16 protein-coding genes are annotated in these 17,332 nt (G+C 70.9%); 9 read left to right on the forward strand and 7 right to left on the reverse strand.

Features of this window, described 5'->3' with window-relative positions; all coding sequences use genetic code 11:
* Nucleotides 1-99: 99 nt before the first annotated feature.
* Entirely contained in the window at nt 100-615 is a 516-nt protein-coding gene (locus G4D85_RS11495) for a GreA/GreB family elongation factor (protein WP_164011092.1), read from the reverse strand.
* Nucleotides 616-702: 87 nt separating this feature from the next.
* Between G4D85_RS11495 and G4D85_RS11500 the strand changes: the two genes are divergently transcribed.
* Together G4D85_RS11500 and G4D85_RS11505 are read left to right on the forward strand one after the other, a co-directional pair.
* Nucleotides 703-984, forward strand: a complete 282-nt coding sequence (locus G4D85_RS11500) for a rhodanese-like domain-containing protein (RefSeq protein WP_164011093.1) — start codon at nt 703-705, stop codon at nt 982-984.
* A gap of 206 nt (nt 985-1,190) precedes the next feature.
* A complete protein-coding gene (locus G4D85_RS11505; RefSeq protein ID WP_164011095.1) occupies nt 1,191-2,117 on the forward strand; it encodes a DMT family transporter in 927 nt (308 codons plus the stop codon).
* 157 nt (nt 2,118-2,274) lie between these two features.
* On the opposite strand, the gene G4D85_RS11510 is transcribed toward G4D85_RS11505, so the two are convergent.
* Nucleotides 2,275-3,216 (reverse strand): alpha/beta fold hydrolase, encoded by a 942-nt coding sequence (locus G4D85_RS11510; RefSeq protein WP_164011097.1) that lies wholly within the window; start codon nt 3,214-3,216, stop codon nt 2,275-2,277.
* Between the two features lie 667 nt (nt 3,217-3,883).
* Between G4D85_RS11510 and G4D85_RS11515 the strand changes: the two genes are divergently transcribed.
* Together G4D85_RS11515 and G4D85_RS11520 are read left to right on the forward strand one after the other, a co-directional pair.
* A complete protein-coding gene (locus tag G4D85_RS11515) occupies nt 3,884-5,194 on the forward strand; it encodes a phytoene desaturase family protein (protein WP_164011099.1) in 1,311 nt (436 codons plus the stop codon).
* 3 nt (nt 5,195-5,197) lie between these two features.
* Nucleotides 5,198-6,181, forward strand: a complete 984-nt coding sequence (locus G4D85_RS11520) for a sigma-70 family RNA polymerase sigma factor (RefSeq protein WP_164011101.1) — start codon at nt 5,198-5,200, stop codon at nt 6,179-6,181.
* A 66-nt stretch (nt 6,182-6,247) separates the two neighbouring features.
* On the opposite strand, the gene G4D85_RS11525 is transcribed toward G4D85_RS11520, so the two are convergent.
* Both G4D85_RS11525 and G4D85_RS11530 read right to left on the reverse strand, forming a co-directional pair.
* Entirely contained in the window at nt 6,248-6,826 is a 579-nt protein-coding gene (locus G4D85_RS11525; RefSeq protein ID WP_164011103.1) for a class I SAM-dependent methyltransferase, read from the reverse strand.
* Between the two features lie 242 nt (nt 6,827-7,068).
* Nucleotides 7,069-7,872: a prolipoprotein diacylglyceryl transferase gene (locus G4D85_RS11530; RefSeq protein ID WP_164011105.1), complete on the reverse strand. Its 804-nt coding sequence runs from the start codon at nt 7,870-7,872 to the stop codon at nt 7,069-7,071.
* A gap of 599 nt (nt 7,873-8,471) precedes the next feature.
* Between G4D85_RS11530 and popC the strand changes: the two genes are divergently transcribed.
* Nucleotides 8,472-9,896 carry a subtilisin-like protease PopC gene (popC, locus tag G4D85_RS11535; RefSeq protein WP_164011107.1) on the forward strand — a complete coding sequence of 475 codons (1,425 nt, stop codon included), beginning with the start codon at nt 8,472-8,474 and terminating at the stop codon, nt 9,894-9,896.
* 63 nt (nt 9,897-9,959) lie between these two features.
* Nucleotides 9,960-10,388 carry a PopC secretion inhibitor PopD gene (gene popD, locus G4D85_RS11540; protein WP_164011109.1) on the forward strand — a complete coding sequence of 143 codons (429 nt, stop codon included), beginning with the start codon at nt 9,960-9,962 and terminating at the stop codon, nt 10,386-10,388.
* A 252-nt stretch (nt 10,389-10,640) separates the two neighbouring features.
* Here popD and G4D85_RS11545 read toward each other — a convergent pair whose 3' ends face one another.
* Nucleotides 10,641-11,033 (reverse strand): RidA family protein, encoded by a 393-nt coding sequence (locus G4D85_RS11545; protein WP_164011111.1) that lies wholly within the window; start codon nt 11,031-11,033, stop codon nt 10,641-10,643.
* Nucleotides 11,034-11,163: 130 nt separating this feature from the next.
* Complete coding sequence (locus tag G4D85_RS11550; RefSeq protein ID WP_164011114.1) at nt 11,164-13,437, reverse strand: VIT domain-containing protein; 2,274 nt, start codon at nt 13,435-13,437, stop codon at nt 11,164-11,166.
* A gap of 312 nt (nt 13,438-13,749) precedes the next feature.
* Between G4D85_RS11550 and G4D85_RS11555 the strand changes: the two genes are divergently transcribed.
* The 3 genes from G4D85_RS11555 (at nt 13,750) to G4D85_RS11565 (ending at nt 16,636) form a co-directional block, all read left to right on the forward strand.
* Entirely contained in the window at nt 13,750-14,994 is a 1,245-nt protein-coding gene (locus tag G4D85_RS11555) for a GNAT family N-acetyltransferase (RefSeq protein ID WP_164011117.1), read from the forward strand.
* Nucleotides 14,995-15,089: 95 nt separating this feature from the next.
* Nucleotides 15,090-15,761, forward strand: a complete 672-nt coding sequence (locus tag G4D85_RS11560) for a TVP38/TMEM64 family protein (protein WP_164011119.1) — start codon at nt 15,090-15,092, stop codon at nt 15,759-15,761.
* Complete coding sequence (locus G4D85_RS11565) at nt 15,758-16,636, forward strand: cupin-like domain-containing protein (protein ID WP_164011121.1); 879 nt, start codon at nt 15,758-15,760, stop codon at nt 16,634-16,636. Before G4D85_RS11560 ends, G4D85_RS11565 begins: the two co-directional genes overlap by 4 nt.
* Before the next feature lie 129 nt (nt 16,637-16,765).
* On the opposite strand, the gene G4D85_RS11570 is transcribed toward G4D85_RS11565, so the two are convergent.
* Nucleotides 16,766-17,182 (reverse strand): hypothetical protein, encoded by a 417-nt coding sequence (locus tag G4D85_RS11570; protein WP_164011123.1) that lies wholly within the window; start codon nt 17,180-17,182, stop codon nt 16,766-16,768.
* Between the last annotated feature and the right edge of the window lie 150 nt (nt 17,183-17,332).

Here is a 17,332-nt window from a genome sequence, read left to right on the forward strand (position 1 = left end):
TTCCCTGATTCACGCGCGGCGGGGGCCAGGGGTTCTACTGCCCCAAGGGCTTACGTCCGGGGCCGGACATCCCTGGCGCACTGCGAGGGACACCTCACCTCACGCCACCTCGAGCACCGTCCATTCGCGTACCTCACCCGCCAGTGTCACCTCCACCACGTCCCCTGCCTTGCGGCCCATGAGGGCACGGCCCACGGGGGACGCGGGGGTGATGACGGACAGGAAGCCGTCGCCGCCGGGGCCCGTCAGCTCGGTGCCGGCGCCCACGGGGAGCACGAAGAAGGTGCGCTCGGCGAAGCCGTCCTCGTCCTCGGTGCTCATGTCGACGATGGCGCCCAGGGCCACGGGCCCCTGGCGCGGGAAGCGGGGCAGCTCCCCCTGGCCGAAGTGGGAGAGCGCGTGCAGTTCCTCCTGCACGCGGCGGGCGCGGGCGGCCTGTCCGGTGGCGAGGCTGCCGAACTCAATCGCCGCGCGGCCGTCCTCCTTCTTCTCGGACTCCGTGGCCAGGCTGCGAGCCGCCTCGCGGGCCTCGGCCTCGGCGCGGTGGGCCAGCCTGTCGGACTGCTGGAGCCGCTCGGCCAGCTGGTTCAGGAGGGCATGCTTGTCGAGTCGCATCGTGTCGGTACAGGACTGTAGCGTCGGCCACCGACACCTCCAGTTTTCGGCCACGCGCGGCGGCTCGGGTGGACCTACAATGAGGGCATGACGCCCCAGGAGCTCTCCCAGAAGGCCCGGCAGCTCGTCGCGGAAGGCGCGGTGTTGCTGGATGTGCGCACCCCGCAGGAATTCCAGCAGGGTCACCCCGAGGTCGCCCGCAACATCCCCGTGCAGGAGCTGCCCCGGCGGCTCTCCGAGGTGGGCCCGCCCGGCACGCGCGTGGTGGTGTACTGCGCCGCTGGGGCCCGCAGCGCCCAGGCCGTGCAGTTGCTGCGCGCCGGCGGTTACACGGACGTCTTCGACCTCAAGTCGGTCAACTACTGGTAGTGCCGTCCGTGGCGCCCCTCCGGTGCCAGAGCCCCGCGTGACACGGTGCCGGTGCCAGAGCCCCCCATGTGACATGGTGCCGGTGCCATCGTCCTCATGTGACGCGGCTCCGGTGCCAGAGCCCACGTGACACGGGGCGGATGCCAGAGCCTCCGCGGGATGCGTGACACGGGCGCGCGCTTGGAGCAGGGTGCGCGCGCTCTGCCATGAACCGCACCGCTGGCTTCCTCATCGTGGCCCTGTCCGGGGTGTGCTTCGGCGCACTCGGCTTCTTCGGGCGCACTGCCTACGCGGCGGGCGCGGATGTCGCGTCGCTGCTCTTCCTGCGCTTCTCCCTCGCCGGGGCGGTACTGGCCGGCGTCATGGTGGTGCGCCGCCAGCAGCTGCCGGGCCGCCGGGTGATGCTGGCGCTGATGCTGCTGGGCGCGGTGGGCTACGTGAGCGAGGCGGGCGCCTACTTCGCTGCCCTCCAGCACGCGCCCGCGGGCCTGGTGGCGCTGCTGCTGTACTCCTTCCCGGCGCTGGTGGCGCTGCTCCAGCGCTTCGTCTTCGGCGAGCGCCTTGGCCGGGTGAAGTGGCTGGCCGTGGCGCTGGCGCTGGGAGGCACGGCGCTGACGGCGGACCTGGACCAGGGTGGTGTGAAGCCGCTGGGCGTCATGCTGGGGCTGCTGTCCGCGCTCCTCTACGCCGTCTATGTCGTCATCAGCGCGCGCGTGGCGAGCCAGGCGGGGCCGCTGACCTCCAGCACCGTCATCCTCTGCTCCGCGGGCGCCTCGCTGGGGCTGGTGGTGCTGGCACGCGGCCCGGCCTTTCCCACCACCGCCACGGGCTGGGCGGCCGTGGTGGCGTTGGCGCTGGTGTCCACGGTGGCCGCGGTGCTCCTCTTCTTCGTGGGCATGGCGCGCATCGGCCCGGTGAACACGTCGCTGGTGTCCACCATGGAGCCGCTGACGGCAGTGGTGATTGGCGCGCTCCTCATGGACGAGCGGCTCAGCGCGCGGCAGTTGGTGGGAGGCCTGCTCATCCTCACCGCGGCGGTGATGCTGGCGCGGTCCGATGCGCCGGACCCCTCGCGGGGGCCGCCGGAGGGTTCCGGCGCATCGGGAACAACGGGGACAGCAGGGCCCGGGTAGAGACGGGCCGGACTCGCCACGGCCCGGGCAGAAAGGGGCCGGACTCGCGTAGAGCCAAGCCGGAATCACCTCGCCTCGGGTAGAGCCACGCCGCTACCTCCACAGGCCCGGACGGCGACTCCCCGGAGAGCCTCCTCACCGGGCCCGAGGGCCCGCGTTACTTCGTCACGGACTTGAGGAAGCGCTTCACGTCGTGCACGAAGCGGTGCGCCAGCTCCGCGTGCGGCGCGTGGCCGGTATCCGGGTAGAGGACGTAGGTGGCGTTGGGGAGCGCGTCCACCAGCGCCTGCTGCTGGTCGACGGGGAAGAAGCCGTCCTGGTCGCCGCCCACCACGAGCACGGGCACGTCAATCTCACCCAGCCGCGCCGAGTGGTCCTCCGCGATGAGCCCGTCCAGCGTCGCCTGCCACACCCGGGCGGGGACCTTGAGGCTCTCCGACACGAGCGTGTCGATGTACGACTGAGGCACGGGGCGCACGAAGGTGCTCGTCTGGAACTCGCGGACGAAGTCCGGGTCCACGGTGCCCACCTGCGTGTCGACGATGGACTTCAGGAACAGCGCCACCTCGTTGCCCGCGACGGTGGGCGCGGAGCCGACCAGCACCAGCGCCTGCACGCGGTCGGGGTAGTCCAGCGCGACCTGCTGCGCGATGAAGCTGCCCATGGAGTGGCCGACGAGGATGGCCTGCTCCTCGCCGATGGCATCCAGGAAGGCGACTACGTCCGCGGCGAAGTCCTGTTGGGTGTAACAGCAGAGGGGACGGGACGAGTCACCGTGGCCCCGCTGGTCCAGCGCGTAGACATGGAAGTTGCGCGGGAAGATGGGCAGGTTCAAATCCCACGTGTTGTGCGAGTCCGTGTAGCCATGCAGGAAGACGACGACGGGGCCATTCTTCGAGCCCTGCTCCACGTAGCGCAGCGTCACCCCGGTGCTCAGCGTGACCGAGCGCTCCCGAGGCGCGGCGGACAGCTCCTGCGTCTCCGTCTGGGCGGCGACTTCCTGCGACTGCCCGGGCATCGAGGCGGCGTCGGGCTCCGGAGCGGGACCACAGGCGGCGAGGATGGGCAGGGCAAGCAGGGCTGCGAGGAGCTTTCTCATGCGTGGAGGCCTCGGTCATGCGCGGCGGGAGAGTCCGCCGTCGTTGCAGGAATCATCATACGACTACCTCTGACATTGCCTGACGCTGAGTAACTCGCGGAGTTGTCAGGGATTCACAGCCTCGGAGTGAGAGGGGCCAAACGCATGAGGCTTGCGTGACCCAGGAATGGCGGCACTGACAGCAGAAGGTTCCCGCGAGATTGATGATGTGTGACGCACGTGTCTCGGTTCGGGTGGATGTCATTTCTGTAGATGCCCATGAGCGCCATGCAGGTCCCTGGCGGACACGTCCCGAGGAGCGCGACCTTGAGACGCCGGTAGGTCTCGCCCCGCCATGCCGATACGAGCGAGGCACACGTAGAACGAACGTTCCTTCCGCGAGCACGCGTGGAACGAACGTTCCTTCCGCGCCCGCCCCTCCCGGGTCCGGGGCGTTCGGCACCGCCGTGCCCGGATTTCTTCGAGGCGCCGGTAGCCCCGCCGCGCGGGCGCGGGGCGAGAGGCACAAGTGGAACGAACGTTCCTTCCGCCCCCACCCCCGCCCGGGCCCGGGGAGTCCGGCCCCCGGAGCCCGGATTTCCTCCGCGCACCTGTAACCTTCTGGCCGTCTCCGTCGTGGAGCCGTTGGATGCCCGGAATTTCCCGGGTGCGTAGACGGAGGACGGACATGCAGGCGACCCGAGTGGCGGTGGTGGGCGGAGGACTGGGCGGGCTCACGGCGGCGGCGCTGCTGGCGCGCGGTGGCTGCGAGGTGACGCTGTACGAGCGCGCGAAGCACTTCGGCGGCCGGGCGCAGACGGCGGACGTGGAGGGCTTCCGCTTCAACCTGGGGCCTCACGCGCTGTACCGGGGTGGGGCGGCGATGCGGGTGCTCGGCGGCCTGGGTGTGAAGCCGAAGGGAGGCATTCCGGGCGGGACGGGCACCTACGCGCTGCGCGCGGGCCGGCTGCACACGCTGCCACGGGGGCCCGTGTCGCTGATGACGACGGACGTCCTCACCCTCGCCGGCAAGCTGGAGCTGGCGCGGCTGCTGGCGGGGCTGCCCCGCCTCGACGCGGGAGCCCTGGCGCGCACGTCGACGCGCGAGTGGCTGGACACGCGGCTGTCGCGCGAGGACACCCGGGCGTTCGTCGGCGCGCTGACGCGGGTGTCGTCCTACTGCGCGGACCATGATGCGATGAGCGCGGAGGTGGCGGTGTCACAGCTCCAGTATGCGCTCGCGGCGAACGTGCTCTATGTGGACGGCGGCTGGAGCACGCTGGTGGACGCGCTGGAGGCCCGGGCGCGCGAGGCGGGTGCGAAGCTGGAGACCTCCATGCGAGTGGAGTCCGTGGTCTTCCATGAGCCCGCTCCCGGAGCCCGGGTGCGTGGCCTCCGCCTCGCGGACGGCACGGTGCACGAGGCGGACGTGGTGGTGCTGGCGGGGGGGCCGGACGACGTGGCGGCGCTGGTGCCCGGGGACGCGGTGCTTGCAAAAGAGGCGTCGGAGGCGGTGCCCGTCATGGCCGCGTCCCTGGAGCTGGGCATGTCGCGCCTGCCGAGGCCGGAGGCACTGTTCGCGCTCGGGGTGGACGGTCCGTGGTACGCGTCGGTGCACTCGGCGTCCGCGCGGCTGGCGCCGGAGGGAGGCGCGATGGTGCACGTGATGAAGTACCTGGGCGGCACGGACACCGGGGCCAGCGAGGCCGAGCTGGAGGCGGTGATGGACGTGCTCCAGCCGGGCTGGCGCGCGCACGTGGTGGCAAAGCGCTTCCGGCCCACGCTGCGAGTCAATCACCTGCTGCCGAGCGCGAAGTCGGGCGGCCTCTCCGGGCGTCCCACGGCGCGGGTGCCGCACGTGGAGGGCCTGTACCGGGTGGGGGACTGGGTGGGGCCGGAGGGGATGCTCGCGGACGCATCCTTCGCGAGCGCGGAGTCCGTGGCGCGGGCCCTCCTCGTGTCCGAGCAGGTGGAGCCCCGCCGGGCGGTGGGGGCGTAGCGCATGGAGAGCCCGGGACACAGCGCGGTGGCGGAAGCGGCGCGAGAGCACGAGCGCTTCCTCTGGGGCCTCTGCTACCGGATGACGGGCGTGGCGGCGGACGCCGACGACCTGGTGCAGGAGACGTACGCGCGAGCCCTGGCCACGCCACCGGAGCGGAAGGAGTCGCTGCGTCCCTGGCTGACCCGGGTGGCGGTGAACCTGGCGAGGGACCACCTGCGCCGCCGCCGTCGCGAGGGCTACGTGGGGCCCTGGTTGCCGTCCCCGCTCGAGACGGGGGACGCGTCGACGGAGGCGTCACCGGGCCTGGACATGCCCCCGGGAGTGGAGGCGAGGCTGCCAGGAGGCGGCTCGACGGAGGGCCGGTACGAATTGCTGGAGAGCGTCTCCTACGCCTTCCTCCTGGCGCTGGAGGTGCTGGCGCCGAAGCAGCGCGCGGTGCTGCTGCTGCGCGACGTGTTCGACTACTCGGTGCGCGAGGTGGCCGAGGCGCTGAACATGAGCGAAGTGAATGTGAAGGTGGTGCACCACCGAGCCCGCTCCGCGATGGCGGAGTACGACCGCGCGCGCTGCATCCCCACGAAGGAGCTGCAGGAGCGCACCCGCGTGGCGCTGGAGGGCTTCATGTCCGCGCTGCTGACGGGCGACGTGGCGGCGGCGGAGGCGCTGCTGTCTTCCGACGTGCGCGCGGTGTCGGACGGTGGCGGCCAGGTGCGGGCGGCGCAGGTGCCGTTGGTGGGGGTGAAGCGGGTGCTCACGTTCCTCCAGAGACTCGTGGAGCTGCGAGGCGCGCCAGAGGCGGTGGAGGTGCAGATGCTCAACGGCCTGCCAGCGCTGGTGGCCGTGTTCGCGGCTGCGGAGGACCCGATGCTGGCCTCGCGTGCGGTGGTGCGGGTGGAGCTGGGCGAGGACGGGCGCATTGCCCACGTCCACTCGGTGCTCCCGGACCGGAAGCTCTCGCGCCTGCGCCTCCCGTCGCCCGCGTGAGCGCAGGGGAGGCACGAAGCCCCCGCCACGCGGTAACACCCCGAGGCGCCAGCAAGGGCCTCGGCGTCAGCGCCGAGGCCGGCGGGCGATGATGAGCTCGCTCATGCCCTGGAGCCGCTGGATGCGGCGGACCACGTCGAAGCCGGCCTGTTGCACCAGGCGGTGCGTGTCCCGGTTGAGGCGGCACCCGCCGGTCATCCGCTTCCACGCGGGGGTGAGCAGGTCCTGCGTGGTGGCCAGTCCGGCGGACGGCGCGCGCACGTGCTCCAGCATGCGCAGCTCCCCTCCGGGACGCAGCACGCGGAACACCTCCGTCAGCGCGCGCGCCGGAGCGTCCACACTGCAGAACACGAGGCTGGACACCACCACGTCGAAGGACGCATCGGGAAACGGCAGGTCCTCCACGCTGGCGTGCACCACCTCCGCGTCGGGGCGCCGCTTGCGGGCCCGCTCGAGCGCCTCGGCATCCACGTCGATGGCGGTGACGGACGTCACTGTCTCCGGGTAGCCCGGCAGCGCGAGCCCGGTGCCGGTGCCCACCTCCAGCACGCGTCCCGTCAGCCCCCGTACAAGCTTCCTCCGGGCGGCCGTGAGTCCCAGCCACCCGAGCGGAGCCATCACCGCGTCATAAGCGAGCGCCTTCATCCCCAACCCTCTTTCAACCCGAACCGGAAGCGGCGAACCGGAGACCACCCGAGGCCCCCGGCGAAGCGCACACCCCACTCCACCCCGCGCCCCTGGCAACAGGCTCCACCCGGAGCCCACGGGCCGGAAAACGACTCGGCCCGGAGTCCCAGGCAAGAAGCCAGGGCCACCGGGCCGATGCTACCGCCACCGCATGTCGTGCCGCTGGAAGCCCGGGAGCGTCAGTGCCCTCCCGGACGCTTCTAGCGGGCCGCGCCCACCGTCTTCCCCGAGGACGCGGGAGGCACCGGCGAGGCACCGGGCGCGCGGCGCCGCAGCAGGCCCCACAGGCCATACGCCACCAGCGCCATGCAGCCGTACTGCGCGGGCGTGAGCCCGAAGTAGCGCGCGTCCACGTAGGACATGTCCGTGGCGCGCAGCGTGTCGAAGAAGAAGCGGCAGATGGCGTACAGCAGCGCGAGCAGCGGCAGCAGCCGGCCCTTCATCTTCTCCGAGTCGCGCAGCGCGTACAGCAGCCCGCTGATGGCGAAGAGGGCGATGGCGTCGTACATGCCCAAATCGTGCCGCGGGCCGCCGGGGAAATTCACGGCGAGGAAGAAGTCCGTCGGCACGCCCGGGTGGTCATGCACCGCGAAGCAGCCCAGGCGGGCCACCGCCCAGCCCGGCGCCACGCCCAGCGCGAACGAGTCCGCGTAGTCGTTGAAGCGCAGCTTGCGCACCCGGAAGAACACCACCGCCGCCAGGATTCCGCCGAGCAGCCCGCCGAAGGACGACAGCCCGTCCCACACCTTCAAAATCTGGAACGGGCTCTTGGACAGCTCCTCCGGGTGGTAGAAGAGCAGGTGCACCAGGTGGCCCACGACGACGCCACCGAGCACGCCCCACATCGCGTAGTCGGCCAGCGGCGTCGGGTCCAGCTTCTGGCGCTCCGCATTGCGGACGAGCAGGCGAGCGGCCAGCAGGATGCCCAGCGCCACGAAGATGCCGAAGGGCTCGATGGTGAGCGGGCCCAGGTGGATGGAGGGTGGCTTCCAGTAGGGAATCACGTCGAAAGGCTCCAGTACGGGCGAACGCCCCTCCCTTTATCCGGGCGGAGGGACGGAGGCGAACAATTGTGGGAACGCGGACTTTCCCGTCCGCGCCGCGAGCCCACCCCCTGGCGGGTCCGCTGGACGACATACTCCCTGTGTGCCTCCTGGCACTCCCCTCGTACCCAGGAGGGAATCACTCCCACTTCCAGACGTTCGGGGAAGACCCGCTAGGACCGAATCAGGGGGTCTCACGCGTCTACTACAGGAAATCCTTGGTTTTTTGTCAGGCCCATCCGGTCCAATCGCACCGTGGGCCCAGGCTTCGAAGCACGCGGTGACGACATGACGCAGCGGAAGGAAAGCCACCACATGCCGGACGCGCCCTGGTGCGCGGGGCCGGCGTGTGTCCCCGCGCGGATGTCAGAATCACCCACCACGGTGGACGCGCCGCCACGGGCGCGGGCCACCCCTGTCGGGGGCACGTCGCCACGAGCGCGCCCCCATTGCCACCGTCGCTCGCGAGAGGCTCCACGCGCGACGGGCGCTGAACTGGTGCCGGCGGCCCTTGCCTCACGCGGCCGGCCTTGCGAGGTCGTTCAAGGAGTACACCAACCATGAAGTCCTACCTGTTGGTTCCAAAGGAGTCCATCGAGTCTCAGGCGCGCGTGGGGCCGCGCGGCACGGAGCAGGGCGAGCGCGTCCTGCCTCGCACCACGGCGCTGCGCTTCGCCGTGGCGAACAAGGCGCCCGACACGCTCACCTCGCTCGGCCTGCGCTCGGCCACGCTGCCCGGCGTGCGTCCGCAGGTGAGCGGGCAGCAGTCCCTCAAGCGCACGAAGAAGGGCGCGAAGAAGCAGCCCGGCACGCGCGGCGGAGACTCGTCCACCGTGCCCATTCCGGGCTCGGGCGTGACGGAGCAGACGGGCGCCGAGGCGGGCAGCTACCGCTTCATGCCGCTCATCGGCGCCACCATGGCCCACTTCTACGAGGAGGGCACCGAGAAGGCGGCCCGCGGCGAGCTGGAGCAGGACTTCGAGTTCATCCCCGACGTCGTGCCCCTGTCCTTCCCCGGCCCCGTGTCCGCGGGCCAGACGGGCCCGCGCAACCGCGGCATGTCCTCGCTCGCCGAGCGCGAGTGGCCGGAGGAGTGCGGCGTGCCCCTGGCCCACGCCCAGGGCATCCGCGGCGCCGGCGTCATGCTCGGCATCCTCGACACCGGCGTGGACGCCGACCACCCCGAGCACTTCAACCGCGTCATCCAGTTCCGCTACGTGTCGCTGTTCCCCAACTCGCCGCACAACCCGGCCCGAGACATCCGCGGCTTCGACCCGGATGGCCACGGCACGCACGTGTGCGGCATCGCCGCCGGCATCCACCACGGTGTCGCCCCGGAGGTGGACCTCTACGTCGCATCCGTCATCGAATCGGAGACCATCCGCACCAGCCTCGGCCGCGTGGCCGCCGGCATGGAGTGGCTGCTGCACCAGTTCAGCCGCCCGGAAAACTCCATGCGTCCGGCCGTCGTGAATCTGTCGCTCGGCTTCCCGCTTGCTCCTCCGCCTGGAATCTCGGAGGCCGACTACAACCTCAACCTGCGCGCGCTGCAGACGATGATTCGTCGCCTGCTCGACAGCAACGTCCTGCCTGTTGTCGCGGCAGGCAACAGTGGACCCGACACGGTTGGTTATCCAGCCGCCTTTCCGGAGTCCCTGGCGGTTGGCGCAGTCGACTTCGAGCGCAACGTGGCCACTTTCTCCGCCAGCGGAGCGGTGGGTAGGCGTGTTGTCCCCGACGTCATGGGTTACGGTGTAAACGTGTATTCGTCCACAGAGCGTCGCTGCAACAACCAGGCGTTCTACGAGCGAATGAGTGGCACGAGCATGGCTGCGCCTTATGTAGCGGGTATTGCAGCACTGTATCGTTGCCGCGCACCTGACTTGACGGCGGTCGAAGTGAGGGATTTGATCCTGGCCAATGCGGTCAAGCTTGCACGCTCGGGCACGCACCGGACGGGCAAGGGCCTGGCCGTGTTCAGGTGACGGCGGTGGGTTGATACCAGGGTCGGCGCCAGCTGAGCGCCGGACCTGGGGGAGGATGAGGCCATGAGCAGGAAGATTGGCGAGCCTGGGGACATGTACGCCAGAGGTTCGCCGCCGCTGTCGTCGAACGTGCGTCCGCTACCGGGCGCAGCCAGCTCGACGGTGGGAACGGAGCGCCAGCCCGAGTGGATTGACGTGACGGTGATGCCCAGGGAGGCACCCGCCGCGCCACGCGCGCGCGCGCCCGCACGGCCGCCGCCCCCCCGCTCACGTGCGGAGGTGCACCAGTCCGGCCTGGCCGAAAGCGCGCGCTTCCACCAGAGCTTCATGCAATGGCTCGAGGAGCGGCATCTCCTGGGCTCCGTGCGCTCGGTGAGCGAGCCGGGCTCGTTGCCCATGCTCCACCTGCGCTGCGCGCCACGCGTGCTGGACCAGCTGCGTCGCGAGCCGGAGTTCGAAGCGGGCACGATGCTGCCCCTCGACCTCATCTAGCGGTGGGCGCCCCTCGCCGTGCGCCCCTGGTCTGGGTCTCCCTCCGAGCGTAAGGAGGGCTGCCCGGGTGGCCCTGGAGGGCCACCTGCGGCGGCGCACCTGCGCACCGCCTGGAGAAGGGCCCCGGTCCGTCGTTCCCGCCACGGTGAACCGACGTCAGGGCCGCTTCTTCCTGATTAACTTAGAAACTCGGGATTGTCCTGCCAACTGGCCAGAGGGCCAATAGTCGTGGACGTGCGTTCAGCACACGACTCAAGGCACGTAGGCGATGCAGTCAATCTCCACGCGCAGACCCGGCTCTGGCAGCGCGGACACCTGCACGGTGGTGCGTGCGGGGCGGTGGCCGGCGAAGACTCGCTCGTAGACGGCGTTCATCCGGGGGAACTCCTTCATGTCCACGACGAAGACGCCGCAGCGCAGGACGTGCTGGAGGCTGGAGCCGCCGGCCACGAGGATGCGCTCCAGGTTGCGCAGCACCTGCTCCGTCTGCGCTTCAATGCCCTCGGCCTGCGTGCCGGTGGTCGGGTCCGTGGCGCCCTGTCCGGAGATGAAGAGCAGCCGCTCCAACTGCATGCCGGGCGAGTACGGGCCCGCGGGCTTGGGCAGGTTGGGCGAGACGATGGGCTGGTGCTTCGCTGACGTCACGGGCTTCTCCTTGCGAAGGGAGCCCCAGGCATAGCGAATGCGGCGGCGGGGTGCACCCTCGGGGCCGTGGGTGCGGCCCCGGCGGACTCTCCAACCTGGGAGCGTCTTCGCCGGGACCGCGCCTGGAGACCTACAGCGTCACGACGTACTCCACGCCGTCGAAGCACCAGCGCACGCGGACCACGTCACGGGGGAGCGGCTGGAAGCGGAGCCGCACCCAGGTGCCCCGCGTGACGCGAGCCCTGTGCGTGCTCGCCGCCGTGTCCACGCGCAGCCTGACGCGGGTGCCGTCGACGAGCTCCGCCTCGAAGGAGGCCTCGGGATTCCAGAGCTGGGTGTCGCACTGAATCTCCACGGCGGCGAGCCCATCTGCGGAGGCCAGCCGACGTCCGCGCAGCGGCACGGGCCCCTGCTCCTTCTCGCCTCCTCGGGACCAGGACTGCCCGCGCTTCGCCGGAGCGCGTCCCCCTGTCGGCAGTCCACCCGGTGTCACGGGCACGCTGCTGCATGACCTGAGCGTTCCTATCTCCGGTCCCTGTCCCGGAGGAGGGCTGGAGGGAGACTCGCTCCCTGGGACGGGAGGGGTCATCCGCCGCACCATGATGGTGGGCCGTGGCACCGCCCCGGCAAGCCACGCACCTGGAGCAAAGGCGCTCCCCAGGCTGTGCGCGGACATGCCCTGTGGGAGCGCCTGGGGCACCGTCTCGTACCGGAAGGGCACCGAGGGGTTTACGGTCGGCTCATCGCTCACGGCGACCCAGGCCGTCAGCGGCGTGGCGATTTGATACTCCAGGCCGAGCTGCTCCATTCGGGGGCTCAACTCATGGAGTGGCGCTCCACCCGAGCGCTGCATGGCGAGGTCCTCCACCTTCTCCCGTGCGTAGAGCGTCGCGAGGGCGGGGTTCCCCTCTCCCGCACGCATCGGAGGGACGAGGAGACTCCGCTCCCAGGCTCCGTCCGGAGTGACGCCCTTCACGACAAGTCGTCCGCCGTCCGGCCGGAGCTTCAGGGACAGGAGGACCGGAGCGCCGGCCATCAGGTCCGTCACCGACGCGGGCGCGAAGTCCTCGACGGCGTCGCCTTCCACCGTCACGTCCACCAGCACCGGTGCCCGGGTCGCGGCGATGAGCCGGGCGGCGCTCCGCTCGACGTCTTCACCCGGGCCGGTGAGGACTTCCACTCCCCGACCGGCGCGCGCGGCGGAGTGGGTGAGGGAGCGATTCACCGCCGCCCCCACACCCACCGTGTGCAGGCGAGTCCCACGCGGGAGGCGCTCGATGAGCTCCCGGACGATGTCCCCCTCGGCGCCGATGTGCCCGTCGGTGACGAGCACCACCTGGCGCTGACTGTCAGGGCGCAGCGGACGGAGGGCCTCGCGGATGCCGGAGCGCATCTCGGTACCACCGTTCGCGGCCAGTCCCATCACCCAGGCCACCGCCTCGTGACGGGCGGCCACATTCGCGGACGCGGGCCTGTCCCGCCAGCGCAGGGGCCTGTCGTTGAACGCCAGCAACTCCAGCGAGTCGCGCTCCTCCAGCGTGTCGATGAGCGCCGCGACGACCCGCCGGGCGTGCTCCATCGGCGGCCCGCGCATGGAGCCGCTCACGTCCAGGAGGAAGACGAGGTCCCGAGGCAGCCGCGCCGTCTCCACCGAGGGAGGCACCAGCGTGAGCAGCCCGAACGCGGCTTCCTCCAGCCGTCCCTTCAACCGGGCACGATGCAGGTGGATGCCCGGCTCCGGAGTGGCGACGGGCCAACGCACCACGACATCCCGGTCCAGTGGCACACCCTCTTCCAGCCGGGCCAAGGTCCTCGCTCCGCCAGGCTCGAAGCGCACCGGGTGGCTGGGAGACTCGGGCCTGCGTCCCTCCGCGAGCACGTCACCGATGACCAGCTCGAGTGTGGCGCGGATGCTCGTGGGCCGGTGAGCCACGCTCACGTCGATGCGGTCCACGGCCTGCGTGCCCGGGTAGCGGGGCGCGACGACGGTGGGAAAGCGCCACTCCCACAGGCCCTCGGAGAGCCAGCGCAGTGGCTGGTCCACGGTCAGCTCCACGGTGACGTGCTGACCGGGAGGCACGTTGCCCAGCTCCTGCGAGAAGACGCTGGTGCGCTGCTGGGTGAGCAGCGCCGCCGTCCTGCCGGAGGCCACGGCCTGCTCGAAGCGCTCGCGGGCGACATGGAGCCTGTCCACCACGCCCACGGTGCGGCGCTCGCCGATGCGGAACGCGTACCCGGCCACCGCGCCGTCTTCCGGCAGGGGTACCTGGTAGCTCACCTGGAGCGGCTCTTCGTACGGATTCAAGAAGTGCTGCGTGAGCGTGACGCGGGCAATGCCCCCCTGCGCCTCCGCTTTCAGTGCCACGGCGGTGAGCGGCAGTTGCCTGCCATCCACCGAGAACATCCAACCCCCCTGCTCCTGCTGAGCTGTGTACGTCGCTGCGGGCCTCCCTTCGGGCTCTTGGGTACCCGCGCACCCACGAAGCAGTCCCGTCGGGGCTGACAGCCGCGAGTCCCCGAGTCGCATCCAGGTGCGACACGCACCACCCCTTTGGTGCCACCGCCGTCGCGCAGTGTGCCAGCCGCTGCACACGCGCCGAGTCCTCACGGAGCCAGCGTCCCCAGCAAAACCGCGCACCTGGCGCCTCGCGTGGGAGAGGCACGGAGGTTGCGTTGGAGCCTCCCCGTCGGACGAGCACCCTTACGGAGCCCATCCATGCAAGTGGCGAGGAAGTCCTCCCCGGTAGCGAGGTATTCGCGGACCCCCGGCAGCACCCCGGGGGCGAGTGGCCTGCACTTCGACCTGTACTCCACCGCGGAGGCGCTGCCCGACAAGGACTGGAGCGCGGTGGTGGATGCGGGGCACGTCTTCCTCCAGCCCACGTACCTGCGAGCCCTGGAGCGCAGCCGTCCCGAGCGCATGACGTTCTTCTACGCGCTCTTCCGCGAGCAGGGCCGTCCGGTGGCGGTGGCGAGCTTCCAGTGCGTGGACTTCGGCATGGACGGCTTCGGTCCCAACCTGCTGCCGGAGGGCATGGCGCCGGAGGAAGCGGCGGGCACCTCCTTCTTCGTCCGCGCGCAGCTCAAGCGGGTGCTGGGGCGCATGCGGGTGCGCGTCCTGGTGTGCGGCAACCTCTTCGTCTGCGGGCCGCATGGCTTCGCGCACCGGCCGGAGCTGGACGCGGAGCGAGCGTGGTCCGCGCTGGCTGAAGCGGTGGACGCGCTCCAGGCGCAGGAGCGCAACCTGACCTTCGTGCTGGTGAAGGACCTGTCGCCGGAGGCGCATGGGGCCACGCGAGCGCTGGAGCGGGCGGGATTGGACAAGGTGCGGGTGGAGCCGACGATGGTGCTCACGGTGCGTCCGACGTGGAAGCGCTTCGAGGACTACCTCGGGGACCTCACGACGAAGTACCGCGCCCAGGCCCGCCGGGCGCGGCGCCAGTTCGAGGGCGTGGAGCGCAGGAGCCTCGGAGCCGCGGACATCGCCGCGCTCGCGCCCCGGGTGGAGGAGCTGTACGGCGCGGTCCACCAGCGCTCGCGGCTGCGGCCCTCGCGCGTGAGTGCCTCGTACTTCGTTCACTTGAAAGAGGCGCTGGGAGAGGACTTCGACTTCGTCGGCTACTTCGAGGGGGAGGAGCTGCGCGCCTTCAACACGCGCCTTCGCGCGGGCGACGAGCTGGAGAGCTACTACCTGGGCCTGGACTACGCGCACAACGAGCGGCTGGCGCTGTACTTCAACGCGATGCTGGACGACGTGGAGCACGGCATCCTCACGGGGGCCCACCGGATTCAGCTCGGGCGCACGTCGCTGGAGCGCAAGAGCGCGCTCGGCGCCGAGCCGGTGGACCTGAACCTCTTCACGCGCCACCGCGAGCCGCTGCTGTACCCGATGGCGAGGAGCCTGCTGTCGCTCGTGCAGCCGAAGTGGACGGCCCGCCATCCCTTCAAGGAGCACGCATGAAGCGCCACCCGTCCGGACTGTTGACTGATGGCGAAGCGCCTGCTGTCGCTCGGCCAGCCGAAGTGAAGAGCCCGCCACTCTTCTCGGGAGCGGGCTTGAAGCGCCACCTGCCCGGACTGCTGATGGTGCTGGGACTGGCGGCGACGCTGCTCATGCTGCGTCCGCTCGCCACGGGAGCGTTGCCGGCGCTCGACACGGTGCGCGCCTCGGGCGTGCAGGGCACGGTGCTCTTCTGTCTCACATACAGCGTGGCCACGCTGTTGCTGCTGCCCACCACGCCATTCACGGTGGTTGCGGGGGCGCTGTATGGCCCATGGGGCGGAGGCGCACTGCTGTTGCTGCTCAGCCTCGGCGTGGACCTGGTGGCCTTCTTTGGCGCCCGCTTCGCGAGAGGTCCCTTCGAGCGCATGCGCGACCGCTTCCCGGGGCTGGCACGGCTCGACGAGGCGCTGGGGAAGGGCGGCTTCGGCGCGGTGTGCCTCCTGCGCCTGTCACCGCTGGCGCCCTACGGAGTGCTCAACTACGCGCTGGGGCTCACGCGGGTGAGTCCGGCCGCGTTCCTCGCGGGCACCGCGGTGGGAAGCCTGCCGGCGACGGTCCTCTTCCTCGTACTGGGACACGGAGCGGCGGGAATGGTCGAGGGTGGAGGCGGCTCGCTCGGACTGTGGGCGACGGTGGCGCTGACGGTGGTGAGCGCCGTGGGGCTCACCGCGTGGGCGAAGCGCCGGCTCGCGGCGCCGGTGGTTGCGAGCGAGGTGGCGGCATGAAGCCCTGGATGCCCGTGGAGCGCATCGCGCGACTCTCACCCGAAGCACTCGCCGCGCGAACCACGCCAGTCATCCTCACCAGCGCCATCCAGGACTGGCCCGCGCTGGAGAAGTGGACACCCGCGTACTTCCGCGATGCCTGTGGCGCACAGGAGGTGTGGCTGCACCGCTTCACCCGGCGCAATGCGCTGAAGGCCACGCTGGGAACGTACGTGGACGGGCTGGAGGGCAGGGGCCCGCTCGCGGATGGCGGGTCCGAGCTGTACTTCGCCTACGACGCCTCCGTGCTTGGAGGCGCCACGCGGCTGCGCGACGACTTCGACTTCCGTCCGCTGTTCCCCTCGGGCATGGGCCTGCCGAAGACGGGGCTGTGGATGGGGCGTCGGGGCGCGCATACGCCGCTGCACTACGACATCGACGCGCTCAACCTCCACGCGGTGCTGCGAGGCCGCAAGCGCTTCATCCTCTTCCCGCCCGAGGACTCCGCCCGGCTCTACCCGTCGGACGTCTTCGAGTGGACCACCGTCTTCAGCGAGGTGCGCGTCGCCCGGCCGGACCTCGCGAGGCACCCGGACGCTGCGCGGGCCCAGGGCCACGAAGCCGTCATCGGCCCGGGGGAGGTGCTGCTGCTCCCGCCCGGCTGGTGGCACGACGTGCTGTCGCTGGAGGACTCGCTGTCGCTCAACGCGTGGTGGGTGACGCCGGGGCTGTTCGCGGGTCCGAGGCTGTGGCGCGAGAATGCCCGCGCGCTGCTGCACCGGCTGGGTCTGCATGCGCGGAACCGCTGCACGTGCTGTGGGCACGGGGACCTGCGCATCCACCTGGGGTGGGAAGCAGAGCCCGAGCACGCCGTCCCGCGGGCTCGCGCGGCCTGAGCCTCCGAGGCCCACCGCGCCGCACTGGGAAGCAGGGGCCGAGCACGGTGTCGCACAGGCCCGTGCGGCCTGAGCCTCCGAGGCCACCACGCCGCCCGTGCACCTGAACGGGCGGCGCGAAGGAGCAGACTACTCCGACCAGTACGAGCCCAGGCCGGCGCGCACGAGGTCGCAGATGTAGATGATGGCGTCATCCCCATCGTCATAGACGCCGCGCGAGTGGAGGCAGCGCGCGCTGTTGGGGCGGGGCGCGCCATACTGCGCGGCGAGCTGCTTGCAGTACGTGTCACCGGCGGTGCCAGCGGTGCACTCCACCGTGCACGCGTTCCCGCTCTCCCAGGACGGGTTGTAGGTGGGGTACGAGTCGGCCGTGTTCCAGCACAGGCCGCTGGAGCACTGCGAGTCGCTCGAACAGGACGCGCCAATCGCCTTCAGCGCCTGCTCCTGCTCGGAGAGGGTGGGCTCGGTAACGACTTCAGCGCCGCCACAGGCCAGCGTGAACAGCGAGGCCAGCACCAGCAGGGACGCCGCGACAGGGACTCTCATGGGGGACTCCATTCCAACGGGGGGAGCCCTGGATTCACATATTTTCAGCAAATGATGCAAGTCACGAAAGCACTGTCGCGTGCGACGACCGTGGCCCGGGCGTCGGGGACTGCTCGCCCGGGGGGACGTGCACCCGTCCGTTACGGGGCC

This window comes from Pyxidicoccus trucidator, assembly GCF_010894435.1.
GTDB lineage: Bacteria > Myxococcota > Myxococcia > Myxococcales > Myxococcaceae > Myxococcus > Myxococcus trucidator.

Coding starts and splice junctions, on each gene's coding strand:
- G4D85_RS11500 (WP_164011093.1), top strand. CDS start 703: ATGACGCCCCAGGAGCTCTCCCAGAAGGCCCGGCAGCTCGTCGCGGAA.
- G4D85_RS11550 (WP_164011114.1), bottom strand. CDS start 13,437: ATGTTCTCGGTGGATGGCAGGCAACTGCCGCTCACCGCCGTGGCACTG.
- G4D85_RS11510 (WP_164011097.1), bottom strand. CDS start 3,216: ATGAGAAAGCTCCTCGCAGCCCTGCTTGCCCTGCCCATCCTCGCCGCC.
- popC (WP_164011107.1), top strand. CDS start 8,472: ATGAAGTCCTACCTGTTGGTTCCAAAGGAGTCCATCGAGTCTCAGGCG.
- G4D85_RS11555 (WP_164011117.1), top strand. CDS start 13,750: ATGCAAGTGGCGAGGAAGTCCTCCCCGGTAGCGAGGTATTCGCGGACC.
- G4D85_RS11520 (WP_164011101.1), top strand. CDS start 5,198: ATGGAGAGCCCGGGACACAGCGCGGTGGCGGAAGCGGCGCGAGAGCAC.
- G4D85_RS11565 (WP_164011121.1), top strand. CDS start 15,758: ATGAAGCCCTGGATGCCCGTGGAGCGCATCGCGCGACTCTCACCCGAA.
- G4D85_RS11515 (WP_164011099.1), top strand. CDS start 3,884: ATGCAGGCGACCCGAGTGGCGGTGGTGGGCGGAGGACTGGGCGGGCTC.
- G4D85_RS11505 (WP_164011095.1), top strand. CDS start 1,191: ATGAACCGCACCGCTGGCTTCCTCATCGTGGCCCTGTCCGGGGTGTGC.
- G4D85_RS11570 (WP_164011123.1), bottom strand. CDS start 17,182: ATGAGAGTCCCTGTCGCGGCGTCCCTGCTGGTGCTGGCCTCGCTGTTC.
- G4D85_RS11525 (WP_164011103.1), bottom strand. CDS start 6,826: ATGAAGGCGCTCGCTTATGACGCGGTGATGGCTCCGCTCGGGTGGCTG.
- popD (WP_164011109.1), top strand. CDS start 9,960: ATGAGCAGGAAGATTGGCGAGCCTGGGGACATGTACGCCAGAGGTTCG.
- G4D85_RS11495 (WP_164011092.1), bottom strand. CDS start 615: ATGCGACTCGACAAGCATGCCCTCCTGAACCAGCTGGCCGAGCGGCTC.